Source organism: Cellulomonas sp. P4_B5_2 (assembly GCF_056402235.1).
This window is the reverse complement of the sequence record NZ_JBFUHU010000001.1, coordinates 1-26464: the sequence shown is the minus strand read 5'-3', so window position 1 is coordinate 26464 and position 26464 is coordinate 1. Positions and strand designations below refer to the sequence as shown.

16 protein-coding genes are annotated in these 26464 nt (G+C 66.9%); 6 read left to right on the top strand and 10 right to left on the bottom strand.

Annotated features, from left to right (window positions below):
• Nucleotides 1-55: 55 nt before the first annotated feature.
• Both AC1DUQ_RS00080 and AC1DUQ_RS00075 read left to right on the top strand, forming a co-directional pair.
• Entirely contained in the window at nucleotides 56-3208 is a 3153-nt protein-coding gene (locus AC1DUQ_RS00080; RefSeq protein WP_477073217.1) for a hypothetical protein, read from the top strand.
• Entirely contained in the window at nucleotides 3205-7773 is a 4569-nt protein-coding gene (locus AC1DUQ_RS00075; RefSeq protein WP_477073216.1) for a DEAD/DEAH box helicase, read from the top strand. The genes AC1DUQ_RS00080 and AC1DUQ_RS00075 overlap by 4 nt, the downstream gene beginning before the upstream one ends.
• A gap of 309 nt (nucleotides 7774-8082) precedes the next feature.
• On the opposite strand, the gene AC1DUQ_RS00070 is transcribed toward AC1DUQ_RS00075, so the two are convergent.
• Together AC1DUQ_RS00070 and AC1DUQ_RS00065 are read right to left on the bottom strand one after the other, a co-directional pair.
• Nucleotides 8083-8976 (bottom strand): SRA domain-containing endonuclease, encoded by an 894-nt coding sequence (locus tag AC1DUQ_RS00070; protein ID WP_477073215.1) that lies wholly within the window; start codon nucleotides 8974-8976, stop codon nucleotides 8083-8085.
• Between the two features lie 810 nt (nucleotides 8977-9786).
• Entirely contained in the window at nucleotides 9787-10017 is a 231-nt protein-coding gene (locus AC1DUQ_RS00065; RefSeq protein ID WP_477073214.1) for a hypothetical protein, read from the bottom strand.
• A gap of 93 nt (nucleotides 10018-10110) precedes the next feature.
• On the opposite strand from AC1DUQ_RS00065, the gene AC1DUQ_RS00060 reads away from it, so the two are divergent.
• Nucleotides 10111-10716 carry a hypothetical protein gene (locus tag AC1DUQ_RS00060; RefSeq protein ID WP_477073213.1) on the top strand — a complete coding sequence of 202 codons (606 nt, stop codon included), beginning with the start codon at nucleotides 10111-10113 and terminating at the stop codon, nucleotides 10714-10716.
• Nucleotides 10717-11285: 569 nt separating this feature from the next.
• Here AC1DUQ_RS00060 and AC1DUQ_RS00055 read toward each other — a convergent pair.
• Entirely contained in the window at nucleotides 11286-11540 is a 255-nt protein-coding gene (locus tag AC1DUQ_RS00055) for a hypothetical protein (RefSeq protein ID WP_477073212.1), read from the bottom strand.
• Nucleotides 11541-12392: 852 nt separating this feature from the next.
• On the opposite strand from AC1DUQ_RS00055, the gene AC1DUQ_RS00050 reads away from it, so the two are divergent.
• Entirely contained in the window at nucleotides 12393-13364 is a 972-nt protein-coding gene (locus AC1DUQ_RS00050) for a pentapeptide repeat-containing protein (protein WP_477073211.1), read from the top strand.
• A 118-nt stretch (nucleotides 13365-13482) separates the two neighbouring features.
• Here AC1DUQ_RS00050 and AC1DUQ_RS00045 read toward each other — a convergent pair whose 3' ends face one another.
• The 4 genes from AC1DUQ_RS00045 to AC1DUQ_RS00030 all read right to left on the bottom strand — a co-directional run bounded on the left by AC1DUQ_RS00045 (nucleotide 13483) and on the right by AC1DUQ_RS00030 (nucleotide 18792).
• Nucleotides 13483-15153 carry a UvrD-helicase domain-containing protein gene (locus AC1DUQ_RS00045; protein WP_477073210.1) on the bottom strand — a complete coding sequence of 557 codons (1671 nt, stop codon included), beginning with the start codon at nucleotides 15151-15153 and terminating at the stop codon, nucleotides 13483-13485.
• Nucleotides 15150-16784 (bottom strand): ATP-dependent nuclease, encoded by a 1635-nt coding sequence (locus tag AC1DUQ_RS00040; protein WP_477073209.1) that lies wholly within the window; start codon nucleotides 16782-16784, stop codon nucleotides 15150-15152. The genes AC1DUQ_RS00045 and AC1DUQ_RS00040 overlap by 4 nt, the downstream gene beginning before the upstream one ends.
• Nucleotides 16785-17017: 233 nt before the next feature.
• Nucleotides 17018-18421 carry a hypothetical protein gene (locus AC1DUQ_RS00035; protein WP_477073208.1) on the bottom strand — a complete coding sequence of 468 codons (1404 nt, stop codon included), beginning with the start codon at nucleotides 18419-18421 and terminating at the stop codon, nucleotides 17018-17020.
• On the bottom strand, nucleotides 18418-18792 hold the full coding sequence (locus tag AC1DUQ_RS00030) for a hypothetical protein (RefSeq protein ID WP_477073207.1): 375 nt from the start codon (nucleotides 18790-18792) through the stop codon (nucleotides 18418-18420). Before AC1DUQ_RS00030 ends, AC1DUQ_RS00035 begins: the two co-directional genes overlap by 4 nt.
• 411 nt (nucleotides 18793-19203) lie before the next feature.
• Between AC1DUQ_RS00030 and mobF the strand changes: the two genes are divergently transcribed.
• Nucleotides 19204-22755 (top strand): MobF family relaxase, encoded by a 3552-nt coding sequence (mobF, locus tag AC1DUQ_RS00025; RefSeq protein WP_477073206.1) that lies wholly within the window; start codon nucleotides 19204-19206, stop codon nucleotides 22753-22755.
• A gap of 59 nt (nucleotides 22756-22814) precedes the next feature.
• Nucleotides 22815-23147: a hypothetical protein gene (locus AC1DUQ_RS00020; RefSeq protein ID WP_477073205.1), complete on the top strand. Its 333-nt coding sequence runs from the start codon at nucleotides 22815-22817 to the stop codon at nucleotides 23145-23147.
• A gap of 219 nt (nucleotides 23148-23366) precedes the next feature.
• Here the strand turns inward: AC1DUQ_RS00020 and AC1DUQ_RS00015 are convergent, their stop codons facing one another.
• The 3 genes from AC1DUQ_RS00015 to AC1DUQ_RS00005 all read right to left on the bottom strand — a co-directional run.
• Nucleotides 23367-24134, bottom strand: a complete 768-nt coding sequence (locus AC1DUQ_RS00015) for a hypothetical protein (protein ID WP_477073204.1) — start codon at nucleotides 24132-24134, stop codon at nucleotides 23367-23369.
• 770 nt (nucleotides 24135-24904) lie between these two features.
• Nucleotides 24905-25942, bottom strand: a complete 1038-nt coding sequence (locus AC1DUQ_RS00010; protein WP_477073203.1) for an ArdC-like ssDNA-binding domain-containing protein — start codon at nucleotides 25940-25942, stop codon at nucleotides 24905-24907.
• 2 nt (nucleotides 25943-25944) lie between these two features.
• A partial coding sequence (locus AC1DUQ_RS00005; RefSeq protein ID WP_477073202.1) for a hypothetical protein occupies nucleotides 25945-26464 on the bottom strand: 520 nt, incomplete at its 5' end.

The window sequence follows — 26464 nt, the reverse complement described above, 5'->3', positions numbered from 1 at the left end:
GTGCCCGACACCCGATGGATTGAGATAGCAGCTCGCTCGAGGGAGATGTCGACGGATGAACGTGCGGGAATGGGCTGATCGGCGCAACGAAGAATGGGCTCGGCAGCTCCGGCAGGCGTCGCTCGTCGCCGAGGTCGACGCTGACGACGACGACGTCGACAAAGCGCTGAAGCTCCTCGGTGCACAGCTGCGCCTCAACCAGCTTGACGGACTCGTGAAGCACCATCCCGCACTGCTCCTCGTCGCACTCACGCACGCAGGCATGCGTGGTTGGGAGGAAGGCACCTTCTACGACAAGGTGGCCGGACTTCTCGCCGTTCACAAAGCCGGTGTCGAGGACGCCGTCAAGGGCTACCACCGTGCGTTGTCGAAGATGCGGCTGCCCCTCTTCGATGATGCGAAGGGGATGCGGTGGGTGACGCCGGTTCTGCTCCACGGAGCGATACCGCTCGACCACCTTGACGAGCTGCTGGACCTCCTCGCGACCCGGCGCCGGCGAGATCCGTCGGTCACCGGAGAGAGTTTCGTCGAGTGGGCCAGACACTCTCCCCGCGAGCTCGAGAATCAACCGCGCGCCCTGACCCGTTTCATCGAATTCGGCGGAGACTTCGCCCCCGACTACGTCGGCAGGGTGATCGACCTGATCGACGGCAACGATGTGGTTCTGCCTCGCCGATCAGTCGAGCGACTTCGCGAGCTTCTGGCCAGCGGACGTGGGCGAAGCGGTGGGACACGTGAAGCTCGCCCTGTCATCGCGGTGAGCCGCGACGGTGGTCTCAGCGTTCGTCTGCCAGCAGTTCGGCCGACGACGGGACGCGAAGTCACCTGGCGAGTTCAGCTCGGCGACCTGGTCGTAGAACGTGACAGCGAGATCCCGTGGGACGAGCGCGCATCCAAGACCCGACCGGAGATCGTTCAGATCGGCGCCCCCGTTCGGGACGTCGTGGTTGAGCGCGACGGAGCGATGACCGTGCTCCCGTTCGTGCGAAAGGAGGATCCGCTCCTGGTCTTCGACGATGACGGGGACCTCGTCCCTGCCACGAGGCCGGTACCGGCTGGCAGGGTCCGGCTCATGTGGCCAGGGGGTGATGACCGACGCCCGAGGACATCGTCAGGAACCACCGTGGCCGGCCGTGACATGGACGTGCCGTACGGCTGGGAGGGTTGGTCACTCCTCGAGGCCGACCTCGACGTCGGCACGTCGGTGCGACTCGGCGACGGTGCGTGGCATCGGGTCGCGGGCGCTGACCGCGCCAGGATCGTCACGGGGCCGATCATCGAAGGTGTTCACACGAGTGACGGGTACGAAGTCGCCGGCGCGCGGCCGGTCGTCGAACTCCCTGCCGGGGCAGTGCCGAGCGACTGGGCAGTGACCGTCGCTGACACCGACGGAATTCTGAGGGCTAGCCATCGATGCGCGAGCCACTCTGTGCCTGTCCCAGGTTTGGGTGATCAACCCTTCGTTGGTGACCTCACGATCACCGTCCGCGGACCACTCGGCCGAGGCATCGTGCGGCGCGTCGTCGTCGCTGAAGAACTCGTAGCGATCGCACATCCGGACTATCGCGGACTAGCCCCAGCCGGTGGCCTTGTCGATGCGCGGGTGATCGTTCGCCAAGGCGGTCGAACCATCGTGGACGCCGCTCTCGGGCAGCGGAAGACGAGCGCCCCGTTCGAGCTGAGCGGACGGCACTTCATCGTCGACGTTCCGCATCCGATGCTCTCGCTCGTGCGCCTCGGCGTGCCAGGGGAGTGGACGACCGAACCTCAGTCGATCGAGACATCACAGGTCGCCCAGCACGTGCTGAGTGCTCGAGGGTTGCAACCTCGAACCGACGTTCGCTTGGCCCTCTCGACTCGCGATAGCCATCAAGAGCTCACGAAGACCACCGATCGTCGCGGTGCAGTCAGTTTCCCGCTCGCGACTTTCGACGAGCTGGCGAAGCGGCTTGGATCCGCTGTGTTCGTCCTTGACGAGGGGTCTGGGGCGGCGCCCGTCGTACGACTGCGGCCGGGTCGCCTCGTGAGCTCGGCGGCGATCGATGCAGGCATTCTGCGTTCGCAAGTCGAGGTCGCCGCCCCCGTCGAGGCGGTCTTGTTTCGTGCCGTCGCACCATGGGAGCCAGGCTCCGTTGTCGCTCTCGAGGGCGGTCTGGCCGACCTTCCAGCTGAACTCGTCGAGCGCGGGACGCTCCGAGCCTGGTTTCGGGTCGAGGACGAGTGGGGCGGCGCTGCGCCGACCGGGAACTATCCGCCGGCGGGTGCTGACGTCGTAGACCTGCTGCAGGGGTGGGACTTGGGGCTCGAGCCGCCGGAGACCCGTGCGGTGTCACTCATCCTCGGTGGTCGAGTGGGCCGAGGTAGCGATGTGCTTGATGAGCATGGTGCCGCGCGAGCAGTAGAGACACTCGCTGCCCCGGGCGTCGTCCGCAGTCCAGAGACCCGCGCACGCCTCTCGGCGTTGCTGATTGCAGACCCTCAGCGAGCACTTAGCGGATTCGTGAGCTCGACTTCAACCACACCCGAGATCACGGGCGTCCTCGTCGAGTCGGGACTCGTTGATGCGCCCATCGAGAACGTTGCCGGCGCAGTCGACGTCGAAGTCGCGCTCGCTCGTTCACCTCTGCTCGCCTTGTTGACGTCTGCTTCTGCCTTGTCGACGTCATCGGGGCGCGGCGAGTCGCCGGGAACGCTACTCGTCACCGAACTCGGTGATGATCTGGAGAAGTTGTGGCGGGGCGAGGGTGACGACTCGAGACTTGGTTCGTTCGAGCCCTCCTTCGAACAGAGACCGGAACAGGTTGCCTATTGGTACGAGTACCTGGATCCGGTCCCCGGACTCATGCTCGACGGCGACACTCGCGTCGCGTGTGTTTACGAGCTCTGGCAGGCGCGAGGACGCCTCCGAGACGTCATCAAGCAATGTGCGCCAACCATCGGGGCGGCGCGACGAGTCATCGAACCCGTCTCTACGCATCTGTGGGACATGGTGAAAGCGCGAGACAGCGGAGATGGTGCACTCGCGCTGCCCGCGCTCTCTGTCGCGCTCGCGTTGGTCTCGCGCCTCGCTGCGCGACGCGGCGGCGACGTCTCCCTCGTCGCTGCTGACAGGCGGCCGCTCTACGCCCAGCTCGCGAGGCACGCACCCGGTCTTGTCGCTGTTGACCTTGTTCGCGCCGACGCAGCAGTGATCGGAGCCGTGCTGTGACCGCTACGAACCTCGACCCGATCGCGACGAGCGACTCGATTGAGCAGACCTACCACCGCTACCTGCTGTCGCTGATGCCGTTGCGAGACGACGATATCGCCCAGGCACTTGCCGAGGAACTCGACCGATCGGGGGCGATCGTGCGGGGCCCACTCCTGGAGATGACGCCAGCGTTCCGAAGCGGCGTATCCCTTGAGTCGCTCGTCGCCGAGGGCGTGCTTCACGAGGGCACGCGGTCGGTGTTCTCGGCGGCTCTGCCCGGCGACCGGCCGCTCTACCTGCACCAGGAGCACGCGATTCGAAAGGCCGTCGCCGGCCGGAATCTCATCGTGGCGACAGGCACCGGCTCAGGCAAGACCGAGAGCTTCCTCGTTCCAATTCTCGATCATCTCGCTCGGGAGAGGGCGAATGGGACGCTGGCTCYGGGTGTCCGCGCACTTCTTCTGTACCCCATGAATGCGCTCGCGAACGACCAGCTCAAGCGACTCCGCGAGTTGCTCGCCAACTGCCCGGAGATCACATTCGGCCGCTACACGGGTGAGACGATTCAAGATCCTGCGAAGGCCCGAGACCAGTTCCGGCGGCAACACGGTGTCGACCCGCTACCGAACGAGCTCATCTCGCGTGCGGAGATGCAGCGCACACCTCCGCACATCCTCCTGACGAACTACGCCATGCTCGAGTACCTCCTCCTTCGTCCGCGTGACCTCGCGCTGTTCGAGGGTGAGCACGGCGGGAATTGGAAGTATGTCGTCGTCGATGAGGCGCACGTGTATGACGGCATCAAAGGCGCTGAGATCGCGATGCTTCTTCGGCGCCTCCGCCAACGGGTCGGCGCAACGCGCGACGTGCAATGCCTCGCTTCGTCGGCCACTGTCGGAGACGACTTCGCGCGGGTCGCTGCATTTGGGAGAGGACTTTTTGGCGTCCCGTTCGAGTGGTCGGAGAGTGACGATCATCGCGATGTCGTTGGAGCCACACGGCACACCGTGTCGTCCGCCGGCCAGACCTGGGGCCCTCTGAGCCCCGAGGAGCTGGCAGAGCTTGCGGGGGTACCGGACCCGAACGGATGGCTCGCGGCCAGAGGCACCCCCTGGCTCGAGGACGAAGTGTCGATGCGGTTGCTGCAGGCCCGCCTCTCTGCTGGCCCGCAGGCGGTACGTGGCCTGGCAGCGGCTGTCTTTCCCGACTTCACGTCGAGTCAGGCAGCGGGCTCGATCGTCCAGCTTGTCGCGGCCGGCCATCGGGTCCACGGGCGCCACGGATCCGCAGTCCTGTCGGCGCGCTACCACCTCTTCGCGAGTGCAATCGAGGGCGCATTTACGTGCCTGAGTGCCGCAGGACCGCACATCCAGCTAGCGCGGCACGACGAGTGCCCGGAGTGCTCCGCTGCTGCATTCGAGGTAGCGGGGTGCAAGCGTTGTGGTCAGCTCCACCTGCATGGGTCGCTTGAGCGCGTTGGCAAGAGGACTCGGTTCGGGCCGCCGTCGATCAAGCGACCGTCGCACTGGTTGCTTGTCGGAGACCGTGTGGTCGGCAGCGACGACGACGACGACGCGCATGAAGGAACGGAAGGGCAGTCGGAGCCTCCGATGGAGGCAACACTTTGCGTAGCCTGCGGGACTCTTGACGGCCCTACGGCAACACGATGCGCGAACTGCGAGCAAGTGAACTTGCGCCACGTCATCCGCATCGACGGCGGACGAGACCTCAACCGGTGCCGGGCCTGCGGAGGGCGAAGCCCTCGCCAGGTGCGCAGATTCTCGAGTGGGACGGACGCCTCGGTGGCCGTCTTGGCAACGGCCCTGTACGGCCACATTCCGTCCGACGACTCCGTCAGAGAGCCAGGGGACGGCCGTCGCCTTCTGATGTTCTCGGACTCGCGTCAGCAAGCCGCATTTGCTGCGCCGTACCTGGAGCAGTCCTATCGAGCCTTGCTTGCCCGCACCCTCATTACTCGTGGGCTGCGCAGCGAGGCTCAACAAGAACTCGCGACGAGCGATGTGGCGAAGCTCGCGAGGCAGCAGGCCCTGCGCCATTCTGCGTACGAGAAGTCGCTGACTGACTTCGCGCAGCGGCTGGAAGTCGCCGAGTGGATGCAGAAGGAGATGCTCGAGGGCGACGAACGGACGAGCATCGAGGGCACGACTCTTGCGGCGGTTCGATTGGCGCGGCCTTCAGCGGCACCACCGCCGCCGCTGACGAAACTCGGACTCTCCGAGTCCGAGGCGTGGGACCTCCTCGACCAGCTCGTGCAGACACTCCGCCTGCAAGGGGCCGTGGAACCAGTCGAAGCGAACGTCGACCTCACGTCGGAGTTCCTGGCGCCACGCAACCGCGCGGTGTACGTGCGCGGGCTCCAGTCAAGTCCGAAGGAGGCAGTGCTCTCGTGGGCGCCGACCATCCGCGGTCGGGCCAACCGCCGGCTTGACTTCATGCAGCGCGTCCTAGCCGCTATGGGAAGCACCGTCGACGCTCACGACTTCCTTGTGCAGATCTGGAACTGGCTCGTGTCGCCCGCTGGACCAGGGTGGCTCGTCGAGACGACCGACAAACGGCGCGGGCTCGTATACCGCGTAGCGTCCACCGCGCTGCGGTGGCGAAGGCTCGATGTCGGCGACCCGATCTGGCGCTGTGACGTTTGCCGCCGGCCGACGCCTCGCTCGGTGCGATCTGTCTGCCCGACCAATGGCTGCCGAGGAACGTTGCTGCGATCGACAGTCGAGACGTCAGCAACCGATCACTACGGCAGCTTGTACCGGACCATGGAGCCGATTCCCCTCAGCGCCTCTGAGCACACCGCACAACTCAGCGCCGAAGACGCAGCTCAGCTTCAGGAGCAATTCCTGCAGGGAAAGGTAAACGTCCTGTCGTGCTCGACGACCTTCGAGCTAGGCGTCGACGTTGGTGAATTGCAGTCGGTGCTGCTACGCAACGTGCCGCCGAGCACCGCCAACTACGTGCAGCGCGCTGGACGAGCAGGCCGACGCGCAGAGAGCGCAGCCCTCGTCTTGACCTTCGCTCAGATGCGCAGCCACGACCAGTCGATGTTCCAGCGCCCGGAGGCCATGATCCAAGGGACCGTCCGGGCCCCTGTCGTCGTCGACGACAACGTGCGCGTAGACCGTCGTCACGCGCACTCAACAGCGATCGGAGCTTTTTTCCGGCACGCCTTCGAGTCCTCCGGGCGCGAGTTTCGCTCCGTTGCCGACTTTTACGGTCCAAATGATGGGCTCACGGGCGACGAGATGTTGAAGGGCTTCCTTTCGCCGCCGCCACCCTCGCTCATTGATGCGTTGCGGAACATTCTGCCGGCCACCGTGCAAGATGAAATCGGGATCGAAGGAGGTGATTGGGTCGACGAGTTGACGAACCTGATCGCGATCGGCGGTGACGACTATCGTGCCGACCTTGAGTACTTCGACGGGGAGATCGCCGCTCAAGTTAAGGAGAAGCGCTGGCGCCTCGTGGAGACGTTGCAGCGCGTTGTCAACACGCTCGATGGTCAGCAGCTGATCGCTTATTTCGCGCGTCGGAACGTTCTCCCCAAGTACGGTTTCCCCGTTGATACAGTCGAGTTGCGAATTCCGCGCGACGTCGACGCGGAGGCAGCAAAACTCGACCTGTCACGGGACCTTACCGTCGCCATCAATGAGTACGCGCCCGGCGCAGCGATCGTCGCCCGCAAGCGGATCATCGAGTCAGCGGGACTTCATCGGGTGCCGAAGCGGGAGCTCGTGCAGCGGGACTACGCAATTTGCCCGGCCTGTGAGCACCTCGAGGTCGGCAACGGACCGTTGGGTCCCACATGCGTGTGCGGGACTCAACGCAGCGAGGGCCGCCGCAAATACGTGACGCCTTCGTTCGGGTTCGTCGCGTCGCGCACGTTGAAGCCGGTCGGTATGGCCAGGCCGGCGTCTGCATGGCATAGCCGCCAGTTCGTGCTCGACCTCGGTGAAGAGACTGACAAGGGAATCGTCGGAACGGGTATCGGACAGGTGTCCTGGCAGCTTGCGGTTCGTGGCCGACTCTGCGTGGTCAATGAGGGCCCACACCGCTCACGATTCCTCATCTGTGACTGGTGCGGATTCGGAATGTCTGGTGCCAGATCCGAGCGAGGTTCGAAGAACATTCATGTCTCGCCCTCGACCGGGCGAGACTGCTCGGGGCATCTGACGTCGCTCGCTCTCGCGCATGACTACGAAACTGACCTTCTCGCGCTGACGATTCCTCGTTTGCAGTCCGCGGCGCAGGCGCGATCGGTGGCTTATGGGCTGCTGGCAGGTGCCGCAGATGCTCTTGAGATCTCACGCGACGACATCGACGCCTCGGTGATGGCGGGGCAAGGTAATGCCGTCGTTCTGTTCGACACCGTACCGGCGGGCGCCGGACTAGTTCGTCGAATCGCGGCTGACCTACCTCTCGTGGTCGACTCCATGCGCCGTCGGGTGGGTACGTGCGAGTGCGGCGCGGAGACGAGCTGCTACAGGTGCCTTCGTGTGTACCGAAACCAGTTGTTCCACGATGAACTTCGACGTGATTTCGTTCTCAGTTGTTTCGATTGATCGTCGTTCGACTGCACCTCCTGGAGGACGAGGCCCGCCGGGACGTCGCCGAGATCCTGCGCCGACGCCCGCTCGCCGAGCGCTACGCCGCCCGGCAAGCCACCCAGCGAGCCGGCCTCCTCCGAGCCAGCAGCAATCCGCGGAGGACGCGGTCGTCATGCCTACGACCAGGACGATCGCCGCAGATACCCCACGGGATTCTTCTCAGCGAAGCCAGATCACCCCGCCCCGCTCTTCTCGCACACTTCCAGCGGCGAGGTAGCGGGCCCGGATTTCGGCAGGTCTGGCGCAGAGCTCGGCCGCCCCCCGCTACAGAGCCGCGGTCCTGTCAAACGTGGAACCGTTCTCCCAGATCACGGAGACGTCGTAGAACTGGAGCAGCTCGATGAGGTCGTCGCTCGGACGGACGGGGRCTAGGAGCGCTCGCGCCTTGTGGTCGAGGAATCTGCTGTAGTCCAGGATCTGGCCGAGGCCCGCCCGGATGTAGATCCGTCCGGATGAGGCCTTCGCCTCGACCAGTTCGTAGGTCGCCTTGTTGAAAACGTCCGTAAAGAGGTACCCGCCGCCGGGGATCGGGATCCTGTGGCGCACGCTCTCCTCGCCGCGCGCGGAGAGCCAGGCGGCGTAGCGCTGGACAAGGAGAGCCTCACGCCGTACGGCGACGGGAGGCTCGTCGGGGCGCTCCTTGGCGTACTGCTCCACGTCGAGCGCCTCTAGCGGCAGTTCCTCGGCGACGGGGAGGTCGTCCTTCGCGATGTCGACCGCCACGTGGACAGTCGATCCGAGCGGCCGCAGGCGGTAAACCAGTACCGACCGCATCTCGCCCTCGCGGTCAGGAGCATCGGCCCGGTAGAAGGGCGGATCGGCCAACTCGAACTCGCCGATGTAGGTCGTGGACGTGCCCTCGCTCCTGAACAACCTGATCGACCTGCCGAGCGCCGGCGCGTCCAAGACTGCCTTGTTGCCTCCAGAGCGGACCGTTTGATCGCCGACCTGCCCGTCACCCGTGTAGTGGAAGGTGCCGTCGGCGTGCCAGCCGTCGTACTTGTACCCGAAGGCTTCGCCGGCTCGCGGTTGGCTGAATAGGAAGACACTGTGCGCTTTCACCGATGGCTCCATCCCGCCGTACCGTCCGCCGCCCCACCGGTCGTGCAGTTCGCGTCGGAGCAATGTCTCGCCGGTCTCGATATCCCATGTCGCCATGAGGAGGACCTTGTCAGAAGGCGCCGACAATCGGCTTCAGCGCCGGAGAACTCGCTACGAAAGGTTAGAGGCGAGGGCCAGGATCTGGGCCGGCCGGATCTACGGGGACGGCGCTCGGCGGTCAAGCGGGCCGGTGAGCGACCGGTCCTGCCGCTGAGGCTTATGCCAGGCAGGGGAAGTGCCGAGAAGCACTGAGTCAGCGTTCCGCCAGCCACGAAGGGCTCCACCTTGTCTACCAAGCGCTACGGCTTCGGCAGCTTCCTGTTCGACGCCATCCTGACCATCGTCACCGGAGGACTTTGGCTGATCTGGATCTTCGTCCGGGAGATGCGCAAGCGCTGAGGACGGCCGGGCTGCCGCCTGAGGCACCTACAAGGGCCGCAGGCCCGCCGAGAAAGGTTGGCAGTGCTTAGGCCGGCCGGCTAGACCGCTCGCCGGCCGCACCCGTGGACATGTGTCGGCCGCAACCTCTCTGGGTGGGTCTGTGGTGGGGCGATCTCGTAGAGGGGCGCACGCCCCGCAACGAGGAGGTCAGGCGTCTGCCGGCAGGCGCATGCGGCCCTTCGTCGTGTCGCCTCGGACAACCCACCGACCTCGAAGGCGACGGCCCGGCAATCAAGACCAACACCAGTCCTCCCACGCCTGGTCGCCGGTCAACTGCACCCGGCTGGCCATCATCACGGGTCTCCGTCGGGTCGCCGAGATCCTCAGGTCGTTCAAAAAACCACTTAGGGCTGGCGTCGATGGGCCAGGTCATCTCGATCGTCAGCGGCTCCGACCTCGAATCCTTCACCGGCTGCAGAGGGGGACCTAAAGAACAACCCCGCCGTTCTGGGCAGAGCTCAACCTCGTACGCCTTGAACCCACCGAGCGATGGAACTGAGCAACCGCGAGCCGCATTCCGTTGTCAATGACCCCATCGACAGAAAGAAAAGCACCCAGCCCCACGGCGGCACCAAAGGTCTCCACCCGGAGGATCTGGCATAGCACGGCGAGGAGGTCGAAGAGGGCGATCACGGCGGCGGCGATGCTCACGTCCACCGCCCGAACGTAGTGGGCTACCATGCCGATCTGTGGCCGGCCGAGCTCGGCGAGTCGCCGTCCGTCCTCGCCGGGCCCTGGTACGCAAGCCCTATGGAGCCTCCCGCCCGCCCTCGCACCGACGTGGCCTTCGCGCTGGCCGGCGCACGGGCAGCGATCGACCGCGTGGACCGACTCGTCGAGCCGGAACACGCCGCGACAGAGGGGGCGTTCTGGATCGCCTCGATCGACGAACAGTTCGGCGGCACGACCCGATCCGGGGAGTACGTCGGGGCCTGCGAAGCGGCTGGAGTGAGGGCTCTGCTCCTGGGCCTTCGGTACGTCCGGAACCAGACCTCGCACGCGCTCGTCGCGATCACGACGAAGTCGCACGGGCATCGGATGTTCCGATCGCTCCTGGTCGGCAAGATTCGCCCGACGATCCTCTGGAGCGAGGACGAGGGTCTCCCCGTCGGCCACCACCGCGGTCTCTTCGACGCCTACCACGCGGTCGTCGCCGGCCAGGAGGTCGCTCGGACGCTCTGGGCCGCGACGGACTGGCTCACCTCCCAGCATGCGTCGACTTGGTGGGCACTCGGGACGGCGTTCGACCGTGCGCAGGCGAAGCCCACGCCGGCTACCGCCGCTCCGCTCATGCCGCAGGCCTACCGCCCACCCACCGCGCAGGACGGGCCGGCACCAGAGCCCCGGGCACGGTGACGACAGCCCCGCCGTAGGTCTGCGAGGTCACCACGGCGAACCGCATCGGCTCAATAGCCGTCATCCGGGCAGACTCGGCGGAGGCCCGGAGGCCCGGAGGCGACGATAGAAGTCCATGCCGGCGGTGGCTYCGGGCGAGCGGGGAGGACAGCGGCGCTCCGAGGCACGGAACAAGAACGCCCGGGGGAGCCTGAGCTGAGCTGAGCTCGGGAAGGTCGAAAGACGTAGGCCGTCTCGGGCCCAGCCGCGCGGTCGGCACCGGCGCCTGGCTCACCGCTGCTGCCCTCCTACCGAGCATCGTTTGGTATGGCGCCGAGGACTCTGTCTTCCGATCGGGACTCGGACTTCCTCGGCAGATCGGCCGACGCGAACCGCGATGAACTTGCAAGTCGCGTCGGGACCATCGGCGTTGGCTGGCAGGAACCCTGATGCGAAGGCTTGCGAAATCCGTGGGCAGTCGGACTCGTTTGCGAGCTGAGGGGTGTTGCTGCTCTCGAATCTGATGGGGAGCTACGCGACCGGGACTGGCTTGGCGTCGGCGATGGTTTGTGTGCGGTAATGGCCGACAGTCACAGCCAGTTCGCAGGGTCGTAGCGGACGCACGTGCCCGGCTTCAGAAGTCCCAGCCTGCTTCGTTCCTCGACGTCGTGGTAGCGCCAGACGTGGTTGGCGGCGTCGTACAGGTAGAAGGCGACGAACCAGGTAACGGGGATGACGGGTAGGAGGACGGCGAGGCCGACAGCCGACTGGAAGAACTCGGCGCCATCAAACGGCGAGCCCCAGCCCCAGCCCCACGCCCACGGCAGAGCGAGGCCACCGGGCATGGAAAGCCCCATCACGATCCAGAAGACGGCCGGTGCTTCGCCGGCCTCTCGTGGAGTGCACGTCGCACGAACTCTGGCTTCCAAGCCCAGAAGCCGACCACCCCGAAGACCACACCGGCACCGATTGCCCATGCGAAGAACGACGATCCGCCCAGCACCTCCCAGACGGACCGGCCGACCGGGCCGTTCTCGGTGAGTGTTACATCGTGGGAGGGCGACCCGACGAGGAGCCCGACGACGACGCCGGTCCACACCCCGGTCCAGATGGCCGGCTCGCGGCGCGGCGCTCAGCATCCGCGAAGATGCGATAGTCGTCAGCGCGAGGCGTTTTATGCGTTTTGCGGCCATGTCGCCATAGAGACGGCCACGTGCCGCTCAGCACAGCCCGCACGCGAGTGAATCAGTGGCCTAGGGGCGCAAAGGCGAGGGTCGGTGTACATGGCGTGGGTGGACTCGCCGGGCTCGAAGTCGTGCGCGGCGGGCAGGTGTCCCCTCGGTGTGATGTCGTGCTTGGGGCAGGGTGCCTACCGGGTCCGTCGCGGCATGGCGGCGTGGGTGACGTCGGGGTTCCTTGGGAGGGGTGCCAAGCGTTGCGCAGGGACCGCGGAGTCCAGTGCAGCGTGCCGCCGTGGCGCATCCATCAGATCCGGAGAGGTGTGGCGCTACGCTCGGCCCGTGCCGCGGCCACCACGCAGGAGCCCACATGGTGGGTCGCGTCCGCGGGGCCGGTTGCGGCAGGTGAGTTCTCGTGGGTCATCCCGAGGCCAGATTGGGACGTCCTCGCCGCCTGCGGCGAAGCCGCCCGTCGAGCCACAAGATGGCGCGGCACCGGGGCCGGCCATCGAGCCGGTTGTGGAGCCGCCCCAGGTGGTGTCGCAGGTGGCTCCAACACCTGACCCGCGCCGCCAGGTGGGCGAATGGGTCCGCTTCGGCGGCGAGGTGGTTCTGGCAGTCGGGATAGCGGCGGTCGTCTTCACGCAGACTGCGAGCCTGGAGACCGCTATCAGCAACGAACAACTCCAGGCCCAGGCGGATGCGCAACTGGCAGCGAGACGCGACGCGAACTCGCAACTGGTGCGGGAGGCTGCGATGCGCAGCGGTCCGGATCGGCAGTTGAAGTTCACGGAGCTGGATCTGACGGGTGCGGTCTTGAGCGGGTTGGACCTGAGCGGGGCGGACTTCTCCGGTGCGACGCTCGTCGGTGCAGACCTGCGGTACACGGATCTGAGTCGAACTGACCTCTGGGATACTGACGTGAAGGGCGCGGACCTCGCGGGAGCGAAGCTCGACGGAGTGGACCTCGACGAAGCGCTCCATCTTGCGGACGCGAAGAATCTCGCCGGCGCCAATTTCGGTGGGGTGTACCTGGCCGAGGCCGACTTGACCGATCTCGAGCTGGTAGGTGCTGACCTAAGCGGCGCCGACCTGAGAGCGACTCATCTGCGCGGTGCAGACCTCCGCGGGGTGACGTTCGGCGACGCTGACCTGAGTTTCGCGGATCTGAGCGAGGCCAATCTGGAAGGCGCTGACCTGAGCGAAGCAACGCTGCACCAGACGTGGTTCGCCGAGGCCCGTTTTGAGAAGGCCGAGTTGCGCGGTGCTGACTTCAGCTCGGCCGCGTTCAGCCGAGCGGGAAATGAACGCGTGGGCATCGTGTTCGCAGGCCCGAACGAGTGGGTCGTAGATGTGTCCACAGCATGCTGGAACGATCGGACGCGCTGGCCGGAGGGTTATGCGCCCGGTCGTAGGCCCGACGAGTGCCCGGTGAGAGCCAGAGGGGAATACGTCCCACAGTTTCCCCCCAAACCATCTGCAACGCCGTGAGATCCTGTTGAGACTAGGAAACTCTCTGCCAGCTTGAGCATAGGGCTGGCTGGCAAGGTCTGCGTCGCTTACGAGGGCGGCGGCGCATCGCAGAGGCGGATCCTTCGTCACCGGCGAGTCATACTTTCGATTGCGTCAGGCGTTCGATGTGCGCGACAAGTTCGGCGGCACCGTCGATCTGCACGCCATCGAAATCGCTCACCCATGGGCTGAGCGTCGTCGGGTAAGGCCTCCCCCTCTTCGAGATCAGAGACTTGGCCATGGTGAGCACCACTCCATGGCGAGCCCGCGAGAGCATCACGAGGAGCACCCGGTGCTCTTCGTCACGTTGGGCGACTCCCTTGGCGAAGAAGCTTGGGATATGACCGTCCTCGAATCCGGGGATGAACACCCAGTCGAACTGCTGGCCCTTCCCCTTGTGCGCGTTGAGCAGGTGAACTCCCGGGGCGATTGCTTCCGGCGACTCATGGATCGCTCGCGCTTGCTCCAATGCTGCTGCGAGTCGTATGCCTCTAGACAGTGCGAGCTCGTCGAGTTCARCTACGGCCTCCAAGACGTCCGCGATGGTCTCGGTTTCGGTGATATCGACCGTCGCGAGCAGGTGGGCGCGAAGCCTTCTCGAATCCGCGCCAGGACCGATTACTGAGACGGCAGCACCGATCAGGTCAAGTACCCGTGGGTCGTCGACAGGCTCGTCCCAACGAGTGACCGGTGTTCCGGTGGTGGAGAACAAGTCATCGATCGGCTTGCGGCGCCAGGCGCTTCGAGAGATCACGCCGATGGTGGCCTCGGGCAGCTTGGCGAGGATGGCGACGCACGTGTCGTGGATGAATCGCGCTTCGTCAGTTCCACTGGCGAAAGCCTCTGCGGCCGCGATCCCGCCCTCAAACCATGCCGCGGGTTCGTACGACTTCAGGGGCTGACCGCCGAGCTGCACGGACACGGCACCTAGCGCATCCAACACCCGTGGTGAGGATCGATGCGAGACCCCAAGACCTCGTGGGGGGCCGCTGATGCGACGCAAGATGAGCTCGACCTGGACCGGTCGCGCGCCCGTCCACGAGTAGATCCCTTGCAGCGGGTCTCCAACGAACGTCCGGCTGGAATCGCAAGTGCGAAGCGCGATGTCCAGTTGCTGCGGCGAGAGGTCCTGAAACTCGTCGACGAGCACCGCTCCGTAGTGAGAGCGGTAAAGACGGGCGATCTCGGGGACGCGCAGGAGTCGCTGAGCGTGGCGCAAGAGGTCCTCGAAGAGGAGCTCACCAGAGGTCTGCCGGCCGTGTTCGACCTCCCTGGTGACAGGGTCAGCGTCCTCCAAGGCGTAGAGCACGTCCGCGTCGCTGAGCGGGCGCTGCTTCACGTCGCGCAACTGTTCGGTGACCAACGCCGCGAGCGTGCGGGCCGCGTCCTCGCCAAGCAGCTCCAAGTGCGGGGCCAGGATAGCCGGCAGGCTCTGCTCGGTGGGGATGTCGAAGTCGGTCTCGATTGCCAGCGTGCGCCCGTGAGACCGAATGATCTCCGCCGCATGGCCGTGGAAGTTGCGAACGGTGATGTATCGGCGCTTGCGCTCGGCGCCGARGACTTTGACCAAGCGGCTGCCGAGATTCGCCTTGGCCTTGTTGGAGAAGGTCAGCGCAAGGATCTTCTGGCCCGGTCGGAGCGAAGTGATCAACAGTTCGGCGCGACAGGCGAGCAGCTCAGTCTTCCCGCATCCCGGCGGCKCGACAACCAACAGGTTCCGCGCGCTGTCGGTGGTCGCCGCGTCGAACGGCGAGGGATCGGCGGTCACAGCAGCGCACGCCCCCCCAGCTGGTCGAGGAGTGCGTTGATGCTCGCGATCTGATTCGCCTCGTCGGCCGTCATTCCCTTGGCGACGGCGATCGCGGAGGGGACCTTCCTGCCGTTGCTCCGGCAGAACTTCGCCAGGGCGGCGGGCTCGATCGACTTGAGGTCGGCCGCTGCGCATGAGTCGAGCAGCGCGCGGTCATCTCGCGCTACGCCAGCGGCAACCAGGCGGGCAGCCATCGTGATTGGGCCGAGACCGTGGCAGTATTCGTCTTCGAGGTCGCTGGCAGAGATGAACACGGTACGACCGAAGACATCCCTGGGCTTGCCGCCGACGGCACCGAGCCAGGGCCCTTTCTCGGCATCGTCAACCAGTCCGATGACTTCCACGTCGAAACCCCGGGGTCCGAGGAGTTTGTAGACGGCCGGGAAGTTCTCGGCGCCGTCCAGCTCGAACACGACTGCGCCGATCCGGTCCAGGTGAATACCCCGCGCCTTGGCGGCTGCCTCCACGATCAGCCGGTCTGCGACCCCTTCGACGAGGATGGCGAATCGAGCAGTGAGAGCTTCGAGCATCCGTGGCGACCACCAGTGGGCCTGGTCGCGCTCGGCGATGCTGAAGCGGGTGGTGTCGATCTGGCGGCAGATTCCATCCGCGCGTACGGCGACCACCTGGCTGGGGTCGAAGCGCTGCACGATGTAGGGCGAGTGCGTGACCAGGATCTTCTGGTTGGTCTGCTTGGTCAGCAGCTCTGCGACGGTGCGCTGACTCGCCGGGTGCAGATGGATCTCCGGCTCGTCGATCGCGATCACGTTCGCAGCGCCCTCCGCAAGATCGAACAGCGTCATCGAGATCAACTGACGCAGTCCGTCAGACTGCTCGGACATGGGCACGAACTCCCCGTGACGCGTGAGGAACATGGAGACGTTCTCCAGGACTGATGCGCCCGGGTCAGCGGCGGTGCGGATCGCGAGGTCATCGGCCTCGATGCCGCGAGGCATCGAGCTGGACAGGTGGACAGCCATGTCCTTGCGTAGGTCCTTCAGTGGTTCGCTGGCGTCCAGCTTGGCGTTGAACGAGTCCAAGAGTGACGCCAAGTCGGTCTCAGTGGAGCCGAGCTGAGGCTCGACCGCCCGCAAGAGCGTCTGGATAGCCCCGGTCGCACCGTCGAAGTGCGCTGCGGACATCTGCCGGAGAGCGGGCAGATAGCGCCAGCCGATCGCCGCGATCTGATCTCGTGAGAGGGTCCGGACCTCTCCCCGTCCCGGGCACCACCGAGCGATCGTGACCGACTCGGGATCGTCATAGTCGACGGCTACCTCGAGGCGAACTACCAGTGCTTCGCTGCTGTCAGTCGGGTCGATGTCGATCTCGCGATGAAAGAGTGCACGCTGTTCGTCGTCGAACCCGACGAACGTGACCGCCACCACGAGGGGCACGTCCTTGTCGCGTAAGTCATCGACGCCCAGTTGCTGATAGAGCTGGGCCGTTGGCCCAAGGGTGAGGTTGAGCGCGCGTAGCAGCGATGTCTTGCCGACATCGTTTGCCCCTACGACGACCAGGTGCCCCCGCAGCTCGATGCTCAGATCCGCGAGCCTCGCGTAATTCTCGACTGTGATGCTCGTGATCCGCACCCGACCCGCCCCTCCGAGACCGCGCGACGCGGTCGATCGCTACGTGCATCTCCATGACCCGCCATATGCGCCGACTTGGGGCCATCGAGTCGTCGTTTGCAGGGCACTGAAGAAACCGCGACGGCCGCCGACCAGCGCCCCGAGACTATCCACACATGGGTAGGCGCAGGTCAGCGGCGCCAAACACGCGGTCTTCTGCCCCTGCGCCCGCAGTCTCGAGGTCGTTTGGCTCCTCATAGATAGTGAGCGCGGCTCATCACGATCGTGTCGGGCGCGGGCGCGGGCGCGGGCGCGGGAGCTAGTGCAGATGCGGTAACGGCATCGTCGGATCCATTGCCGATTCGTTCCGCGGCATCGCGGTAGTGGCCAAGTGCACGCTGGTGCAGCGCCGGTGTGACGGCAACGCTCGTCCCTCGCAGCTTTGCGGCGGCGAGCTCGGGAGAGTCGGTAATCTGTTCGCCGGTGAGGTTGGCGGCCCGGATACGGACGTGGCCCGAGCGAGCAAGGCGGTTGTAGATCATCGAGTTCCAGGTGGCGATCTGGGCCATCGTGTCGACAGCCCCGTTGACTACTGCACCCAGAGCGCGTCGATCGAGTTCGTAGTTCGCCGCCCGACCTCCAGAAGCCTCGGTCAGTGGTGCTGTCTGAGCGAGGAGATGGCGCACGGCGATTGCATCGGCGCGAACTGTCGGGTCGCCGGGGCCGGGCGAGATGACATCGTGGAGGTCGCCGAGTACGTGCTGCCATGCTCGAGCGCGGACGACCTGCGGCACCTGAGCGAGCGTGTGGCTGTCGGCTACCTTTCGCAGATCGACGCCGTGGAAGGCGGCACAGTGGGCGTTGACCGCGAGCCCGACGCCGGCGAAGTCGTGCAGTGTCGCGACGGAGAAGTCCGGATGGGAGAGGGCGCCCCAGGCGGATCGACGGAGCCTGCCGATTCGATCCGCGAGTTCGAGGAGCTCGTTGGTCGTGCGGATGGACGGGTTGGCCAGGCCGACTTCGTCGAGGGGGCCGGCCCCGGTCCGATCCTTCGCCTGGTGCACTGCGTCGGCTGCCCATGCGCGGGATTCGTCGAAGGTTGGGATCCAGCGCCGCACGCTTGACCAGTGGGCTCCGGCCTGTCCGACACGTAAGCCGAGAGTGTCTGCGCCGCTCAGCACAGCCCCCGTCAAGTCCGCGACGCGGCCGAGTGCTCGTCGGCGGGCGGCGAAGTCCCATACGAGAGGACCGTCGGGGGAGCGCGACGTCCCGGCCGCGTCAGTGTGCGTCGTGAGCAGGTCAACCGCCGCGCCGAGCGTCCTGGCTGCCTCGGCCCATGGGTGCTCGATCGGCTGCGGGATCGGGAGCAGGCGGTGATCCCTGTCTTCGAGCGTTGGGATGGCGATGACCATACGCAGAGCGGCGTACTCGACAGGGTCTGTGCCCTGCGGCGGTGCGCTGGTGCCGTAGATCGTCGTCGCTCTCGCGGGGTTCACCAGGTGCCAGACGTGCCGTTCGATCGCGTCCAGCAAACCGTGGAACGACGCAACAGCGAGGTGGGCGTCTCGGAGGTCGTTGAATCGGTGGGCTGCGGTCTGGGAGGTGCCGGCGTGGATGTGTCGCGCTGCTTGCTCCATTAGCACGCCATACGTCGTCACGGCCGGACGCCGGCGATCTTCGCGTGGGCGGTTCGCAGACGGTGCTCGACGCGGGTGAGGCATGAGAGCTCAGCGCCGTCGACGCTCTGTTCCGCGAGGAGGTGGCTGACGTCGAGCGCGCAGTCGATGAGCTTCTGAACGACGTCGCGCGCCGCCTGGTGATCCTCGCCCGGCCGGAGGGGGCCGAGATCCATCGCCGGCGCGTCGGCGGCGAGGCCTTCGTGCAGCCACTCCAGCTCGTCGCGGGCTTCGCGCAGGTCCATCGCGACGTAGGCAAGCTCGACTCCCTCAGCGAAGTACGCAACGAGGCTGAGCCGAAGTGTTGAGTGGCCGGCCGTGTAGAGCAGTGACCAGAGTCCTGACCACGTCACGGGCGTCTGCTCGAGCAGTGCTCCTGCGGGTGCGATCCATCCGACAGACATCGTTCCTCCAGGAAGTCCTCGTTCTGCGTCCGTACTCGAATTCGACTTTGGTGCCGGCCGACCAACCTCCGAGCGATCAGTGCCCGGGCGGTGGACTACCAGTCGCGTGCCTGCCGGTGTGATCGATCGACGGGATGTCGATGACGCCGGATCACAGACGTAGGTGCGCCAACGGACGCGTAACACGCGAGGTGAAGCAGTGACGGGCTCGGCGAGGGTCGCGAGCAAGGAGATGGGCCATGACACCTCTGGCACCAAAGGTCGATCACACGAGCTCGGGCTCGCGTGTTACGCGTGACCGGGCGCACTACACGGCATGGAACTCACACCTCGAGTGCCGATCGGTGCAGCGTCATGGTGATGACGCTGCACCGCCTGACGGCCGGCGCCGGCTACCAGTACCTGTTGCGGCACACCGCTTCCGGGGACTGTGACCGTGCCGGTGCGACGTCGTTGACGGCCTACTACACCCAGTCCGGGAACCCGCCCGGCCGGTGGCTCGGGTCGGGTCTGCAGGGTGTCGGTGGAGCGGAAGCGGTTGGCATCGAGCGCGGTGATGTGGTGGACGAGCAGCCCATGGCGCGGCTGTTCGGAAAGGGGTGCGACCCGGCGACGGGCGTGCCGCTGGGCCGTGCCTACGTGACCGGCGACCCGGTGGCCAAGCGCGTCGAGGCCCAGGTGAAGGCCCTRCCCGAAGAGATGGATGGCGGGGCGCGGCGGTCAGCGATCGATGCGATCACACGCGTCGAGCTCGCGCGGGGTGCACCGAAGGCTGTGGCCGGCTTTGACCTGACGTTCACCCCACCGAAGTCGGTCTCGACGCTGTGGGCTGTCGCCGACGACCACACGCAGGCGACGGTGCTCGCCGCGCACCGAGCCGCGGTGGGTCAGGCGCTCAAGTTCCTCGAGGACCGGGCGCTGTACACGCGGACCGGGCACGCGGGATGTCGGCAAGAGCCGACGCAAGGCGCGATCGCAGTCGCGTTCGATCACTGGGACTCCCGGGCGGGGGACCCCAACCTGCACACGCACCTGGTGGTCGCGAACAAGGTGCAAGGCCTGGACGGGGCGTGGCGGTCGCTGGACTCCCGGGCGCTGCACCACGCGACGGTCGCGATCTCCGAGGTCTACGACGCCCTGATGGCCGACGAGCTGGCACGACGTTTGCCGGTGCGGTGGGGCTGGCGGCACCGCGGGGCACGACGCAGCCCGCGGCTCGAGGTCGACGGTGTCGCCGATGCGCTGATGGGGGAGTTCTCGACCCGATCCACCCGCATCGACGAAGTGATGACCGACGAGGTCGCCCGGTTCGCGGCCACCCACGGTCGCACGCCGAACCGGGTCGAGATCACCCGGCTTCGCCAACAGGTCACCCGCGCCACGCGTCCGAGCAAGCACGTTCGCCCGCTCGGCGAGCTGCTCATTGCCTGGCGCACTCGCGCGGCGGCATTAAGCGGGCGGACGCCGGCACAGCTCACCGCCGCGGTCCTTGGGCGAGAGCACAGCGTCCCACTGCGTGCCGACGCGATCCCCGCGGAGGTCATCGAGCGGGTGGCGCAGGTGGTGCTGGCCGGGGTGATGGAGCGCCGCTCGACCTGGACGCGGTGGAACGTGCTCGCCGAGGCAGCCAGGGTGACTCGCGGCTTCGCGATGGCCAGCGTCACCGATCGACTCGTCCTGCTCGACTCCGTGACGAGCGCAGCCGTGCGCGACGGTGTCTCGACAGCTGCACCAGCCCTGTTCGAGTCCCGCCCGGCGTATCAGCGTCCGGACGGGACCTCCGCGTTCGACCGCCCCGACGAAGAGCGGTTCACCGATCGGCGAGTCCTGGACGCGGAAGCCCGCCTACTCACAGCGGCGACGACCGAGAACGGCCCGGCGACATCGATGGCGGCGCTGGTCGTGGCCGCCTCAGACGGCCACACACGGCTCGCGCCGGACCAGGTGGACGTCGTGCGGCAGGTCGCGACCTCCGCGCGCCGCCTCGATGTGCTCGTTGGGCCGGCTGGCTCGGGCAAGACCACCACCCTGCGCGGCGTGCGTCGGGCATGGGAACACTCCTACGGGCGCGGTGCGGTCATCGGGCTGGCACCGTCGTCGTCGGCCGCCGCGGAGTTGGCCCGGGCACTGGGGATCGCGTGCGAGAACACGGCCAAGTGGACCTTCGAGTCCACCGGCCAGGGCGCCGACCGGCGCGCCGCCCTCACCACCCGGCTGACCGTCGCCCGCGATCGGGCGGCGCGTGACGGGGACGTGCGAGCGTTGCGGACGATCGAGACGGCGCTGGCCGCGCAGGCCCGCGAGAGCGGCCGATGGTCCCTGCGGGCGGGCCAGCTCGTGATCGTCGACGAAGCATCCCTCGCGGGGACGCTCACCCTGGACACCCTCGTCACTCAGGCGGGGACGGCAGGGGCGAAGGTGCTGCTTGTCGGGGACCACGGACAACTGTCCGCGGTCGACGCGGGTGGGGCGTTCGCGTTGCTGGCCGACCGCACGCGCCCTGCGCGGCTCACGTCCTTGTGGCGGTTCAGCCACCCGTGGGAAGCCGCGGCCAGTCTCGGCCTGCGCGATGGGGATCCCCGGGTGGTCGAGGAGTACGTCGAGCACGACCGGGTGCACGCCGGAGCCGCCGAGGCGATGCTCGAGGACGCCTACACGGCGTGGGCGACCGACGTCGAGGACGGCATCGACGCGATCCTGATCGCACCCGACGCCCGGACCGTCGCCGCGCTGAACGCCCGAGCCCACCGCGACCGCATTGCCGACGGACTCGTGACCGGCGACGGCGTGGCCTCGGCATCCGGGGAACGAATCGGTGTGGGGGACCGGATCGTCACCCGACGCAACGAGCGCACCCTTCGCCCCGCAAACGCCGGCCCCCACTCTTATGTGCGCAACGGGGACCTCTGGACCGTCACGCACACCCACCCCGACGGATCACTGACCGCCGCCCGGACACGGTCGGCCATGGACCCGGGGGCGGCATCCGTGCTGCTCCCTGCTGACTACGTCGCGCAGGATGTCGAGCTCGGGTACGCCAGCACCACCCACCGCGCGCAGGGCATCACCGTCGACCACACGCACGTGCTGGCCCACCCCGGCATGGCTCGAGAGAACCTGTACGTCGCGATGACCCGCGGACGTCACGCCAACCACGTCTACGTCGCGCTGGACGCCGTCGACCCGGAGTGCGACGACCTGCCCGACGCCCCCACCAGCAGTGCCGGGCACGGCGTGCTGGCCGCGATTATCACCACGCCGAACGCCGAACGGTCCGCCACGGCGCAGATCGCCGCCGAGCAGGACGCCGCCGGTTCGATGCACCGACTGGAACCCATCCGCCGCACCCTGCTCGCCGAAGCCTCCCGCAGCCGCTGGACCATAGCCCTGGACCGGGCAGGACTTCGCGCCGAGACGATCCGCGCCCTGCGGACGGCACCCGAGGCAGGAACGCTGTTCACGACGCTCGATCGGGTCGCCACTCTCGCCCCCGATCCCGTGGCCATGGTCGACGAACTGGTCGACGCCACGACCGCCGACGCCTCCGTCGAGGCACTGACAAGAGAGGCGAGCCGCTGGCTGCGCGCACACGCCGAGACCCCCCAGGAAGTCCCCGCATCGAGCAGCAGCGCCGGCCTCGATCACGACGGCATCGCAATGCTCACCACCATCGAGCACCTGATCGCCCAACGAGCGGCCGCGCTGACCGACGCCGTGCTCGCCGAGCAGCCGGCCTGGCTCGAGCGGCTCGGCCCAGAACCGCGTGACCCGCGCGCACGTGCAGCGTGGCTCGCGGAGATCACCGCCACCGTCGCGCACCTGGACGAACAACGGCCGCAGCTGCACAGACCGGCCCAGGCACCGACCGGCCCTACTGAGAGCGCCGCGACCCGAGGAGTTGCGATCCGATGACCCGCACGAGGCGCAGGGCACCGACTGCCCGGCAGGGGTTCTTCCCTCAGCGCACGTTCATGGCGCCGATCGGGCCGCCCACCCCGATCGTCTGGTCCGCGTTCACCGCAGCCGAGCAAGAACTGCTGCTCGAGGACCTCGACATGTGGGTGACCTGGCTCGCCGAGCGCTACCGGCTTGACCATCGCGTCGTGCCTGCGTGCTGGACTCAGCACCCGGAACTCATCGAGGAGCTGTCCGCTCTACAACTTGCGTGGCAAGGCGCGTTCTCCATGAGCGCGGTCCCCGATGCCCCCTTGAACTGGCACGAACGCTTCGCCGTCGCCCGCCTACGACTCGCTGACTGGGTCGCTCGAACCGGATGTCGGCCGGACGCGCACCGTTCGCTCTAGACGGTGCGACTCGACCGCTCGTCGTTGAGTGATTCGTCTACCAACACCTGTCCTTTCACGAGCGACGACACGAGTCGAGCGTTTGCGCCCGCGAGTCGGCGCTGTCCCAGTCCACGATCCGCATGCACCACGCGGTCGCGCACCTCGCGCGGCGCGAGGGCGACCCGCGTATTTGGGGTACCGGTTCAGCGCCGTGAGAAGCGCCTCGACCGCGCAAAATCAGTCCGCCGCGCCGAGCAGCATGGGTAACGGAACGTAGGTCCCAACAGGCCGCCCCCACAATTGATTGAGTCGGGCTTCAACGCAGATTCCAGCATACGCACCGGTCTTTACCTGAACCACGTATGCACCGGTGATCGTTCCGTCCTTCCCCGCCCCCAGGGTGCTGTTCAGCAATACGGTGCCCTGAGATATCTCGGAATTTCTGGAAGCGTCCGACCCGCATTGGCTGGAGCGGTCGAGGGGGCTGTCGAGGCCAACCATTCGCACGGCTAGAAGGTCACCAACCGGCGCTATGCCGCGCACCGTGACCTCCAGGCGGGTAAGACCGACCGGGGACCCCGGAACACCTTCGTTTGGGGGAGGTGACGGTTCAGTCTGGTCCACCTTGACGTCGATAGCCGGAACATCTCGGCGGGTCAGCTGATCGCCGGCGACCACGAGGATCGCGCCGAGGCCTAGCAAGACCAGCGAGAGGCCGACGTTCTGCCAGCTGATTCGGGAGGGCAGCGAGATGTGTCCTGCCCTGACAGCTCGGCCCAGCGCGACCGCAATAAGCCATGTGAGCAGACCTAGAGCCAGGGGAAGTAGGTCCGCCGGGTCAAACACCCGAATCACGGCTTCATCTGGCGTCCCGCGATTGACCCTGTGCATCGCGATGTTCTGCGGCAGTATCGCGCGAGCGAATATGGCGACGAGAGCACCGCAGACAACATCCTCCCAACCCCACGTGATACCCGTCCGGACCGTGTCCGACGGCTCTTTCACGCCAGCTCCCGCAGCACGCTGGCGAGCTGACCTGGAAGCTCGTCCGGTGGCGAAGACATATGCGCCAACGAGGATGAGCACGAGCGCGAAAGCAACTACGGCCGGATAACTTCGCGTAAAGCGCAGGAGGGCATCACCGGTGATGCCGAGTGCGGCGAGCGCACCAACCGCAAGCGCGACGACAGCAGCAACGGCCGGCGGAAAATCGCGGTGGCGGATTCGTGGACTCAAGGGCGGCCCCCGTCCCAGATGAGAGTTGAGTCTCAGGCCGCTTCCGGTATACCGAGATCCGCTTGACCGTGATTGCAATCACTGCCGCTCCAAGCGCTGCAGCGAGGATGCGTCCCGTGCCCGATGGCGGGTAGCTCGTGCGGCTCACTCGTTTTCCCCCTACGGCTCCGCTCCACGCTCCGCTCCAAGGTTCCGCTGCCGGTGCAAGCGCTGGCAAGCATTTAGGGGCGAACCTCTAAGCGGCTCTGCGGTGAGCGGACGGACCCGGCGTACGCCAGGGCGCCGCGGCGCCGCAAGGTCGCGCGCGCAGACCTACCCGCGCTGTTGAACCGACTTCCCACCGAGCTCCAGCAGCCAGTTGAGGCAGTCCTTCACGGTTCGTCGGAGACGAAGAGCATGGAGGCGTGCTGGACCGCGTCCCACATGCGGCATGGAACTGCGAGTGCTCGTGTGCGGCACAGTTCAACGGTTTGCTGACTGGGCCGCCGAAAGGCATCGGCGGCGGAATCGCCGTGGCGACGGAGTAAACCACCCGCTCCTTAACGCTGCTCCCGCCGGGTACCGTCGCGGAATTGGTGTTGAGGTTCTGGTCCTACCTGCTGCCGGTGATCGCCTCCGTCGAGTCTCCTTGGGGCGAAGTCCCGAGAGTCGCCTACTGCGAGAGCAGCAACGGGCATTTCGGGTCTGCTCCCAGGGGCATCGGGAGACCCGATTGAGCGCGCCGCGATCAACACGCGCGTGGCGGAGTCTCGCAGCAGGTCGGGGCGTCCCTCGCTCCAGCCGGCGATGTAGGGAAGGGAGTAGTTCGCGGTGTCCATGCCGGCGGTGGCAGCGACGAGGTAGGCGATTGATTCAGCTTCGACCTCGGCGCGTCCGCGGCACTGCGGGTTGCTGGCGTAGTCGGGGAAGCGGTGTTCGTGGTCGGCGCGGATGTGCCCGAGTTCGTGGGCGAGTGTCTTGGTCGATTGTGCTGGTTCGACGTCGTCGCGGATCCGCACGGTGTTGGAGCGGTAGGCGGTGTACCCGTTGGCGCCCGGTGGGCACGGGCCGCGTTCGAGCGCGAACCCGTCGTCGGCGACCAGAGCCGCGAGGTGCGCCCAGAGGTGCTCCGGACCGTCTCCTGTCAGCACGTGCGGTTCGACGGTGGGGAGCGGAGCACCGTCGGTCTGGCTGACGTCGAAGACGTGCACCACGCGGAAGCCGCGCAGTTCACGCATGGAAACTGGCTCCGCGTCCGCCGAGCGCGCCACCATCGGTTCTCCCTCGCGGGTTCGCGCGTCGGCGTCGGCGGTCGCGGACCGGTAGGTGCAGGGGGCGAGGATCCCGATGCCGTGCTCGCCCTTGATCACACGTCGTCCCAGGTTGTTCCAGGTGCGGATGCCGGCGACGCGGGTCGCGTCGGGTCGTTGCGCGGCGATGAGCAGCACGTTGGAGGGGGAGTAGGTCGGGAAGCGGGCGGCGGCGATGAGCATCTGCCGCCAGCGGTCGGAGTGGACGAGGTCGGCCACGGCGGCCACGAGCTTGTCGTGCAGTGCGGCGAGGCGTTCATCGCTGGACGGTGAGTTGCGGCCGATCATCGTTAGCGGCCTGCGGGTGCGGGGTGGGTGGTTCCGGCGGGGAGCAGGGCGCCTTTGCAGATGGGGTTGGACCAGCCGAGGTAGCCGTTGCCGTGCAGGTACATCGCGGACAGGCGGGCGAAGCTGATCAGGTAGACGCCGCCGTGGTTGCCGGTGGCGGAGTCGAAGACCTCGTTGGCGGTGAGCAGGATCTTGGCCGGGTCGCAGCCGGGGTCGGTTTGCACCACCAGGGAGGCGTGCCCGAAGGGTCGCCCGGTGTTCCAGAACGTGAATGCGCCCAGCGGTGGGCAGGCGTCGGCGGGGTGGGCGTGCCCGCTGGCGAGCATCTCGGTCCAGTGGGCTTTCGCGGAGGTGAACCCGGACCCGACGTACCCGTAGGCGCGGCAGGCGAGCCGGTCGCACAGCTGGCGCCAGCCGGAGGTGACCCCCACGTAGGCCAGGCCATTCCGCACGGCGGTCGCCACGTCGGCCGGTGTGCCGGCCGGGACGGCGACTTCGCCGCTGCCGACCGGGACTGCGCAT

Excerpts from the sequence above, each read along its gene's own strand:
- AC1DUQ_RS00080 (WP_477073217.1), top strand. The coding sequence starts at position 56 with ATGAACGTGCGGGAATGGGCTGATCGGCGCAACGAAGAATGGGCTCGG.
- AC1DUQ_RS00060 (WP_477073213.1), top strand. The coding sequence starts at position 10,111 with ATGGAGCCTCCCGCCCGCCCTCGCACCGACGTGGCCTTCGCGCTGGCC.
- AC1DUQ_RS00055 (WP_477073212.1), bottom strand. The coding sequence starts at position 11,540 with ATGCCCGGTGGCCTCGCTCTGCCGTGGGCGTGGGGCTGGGGCTGGGGC.
- AC1DUQ_RS00020 (WP_477073205.1), top strand. The coding sequence starts at position 22,815 with ATGGCGCCGATCGGGCCGCCCACCCCGATCGTCTGGTCCGCGTTCACC.
- AC1DUQ_RS00010 (WP_477073203.1), bottom strand. The coding sequence starts at position 25,942 with ATGATCGGCCGCAACTCACCGTCCAGCGATGAACGCCTCGCCGCACTG.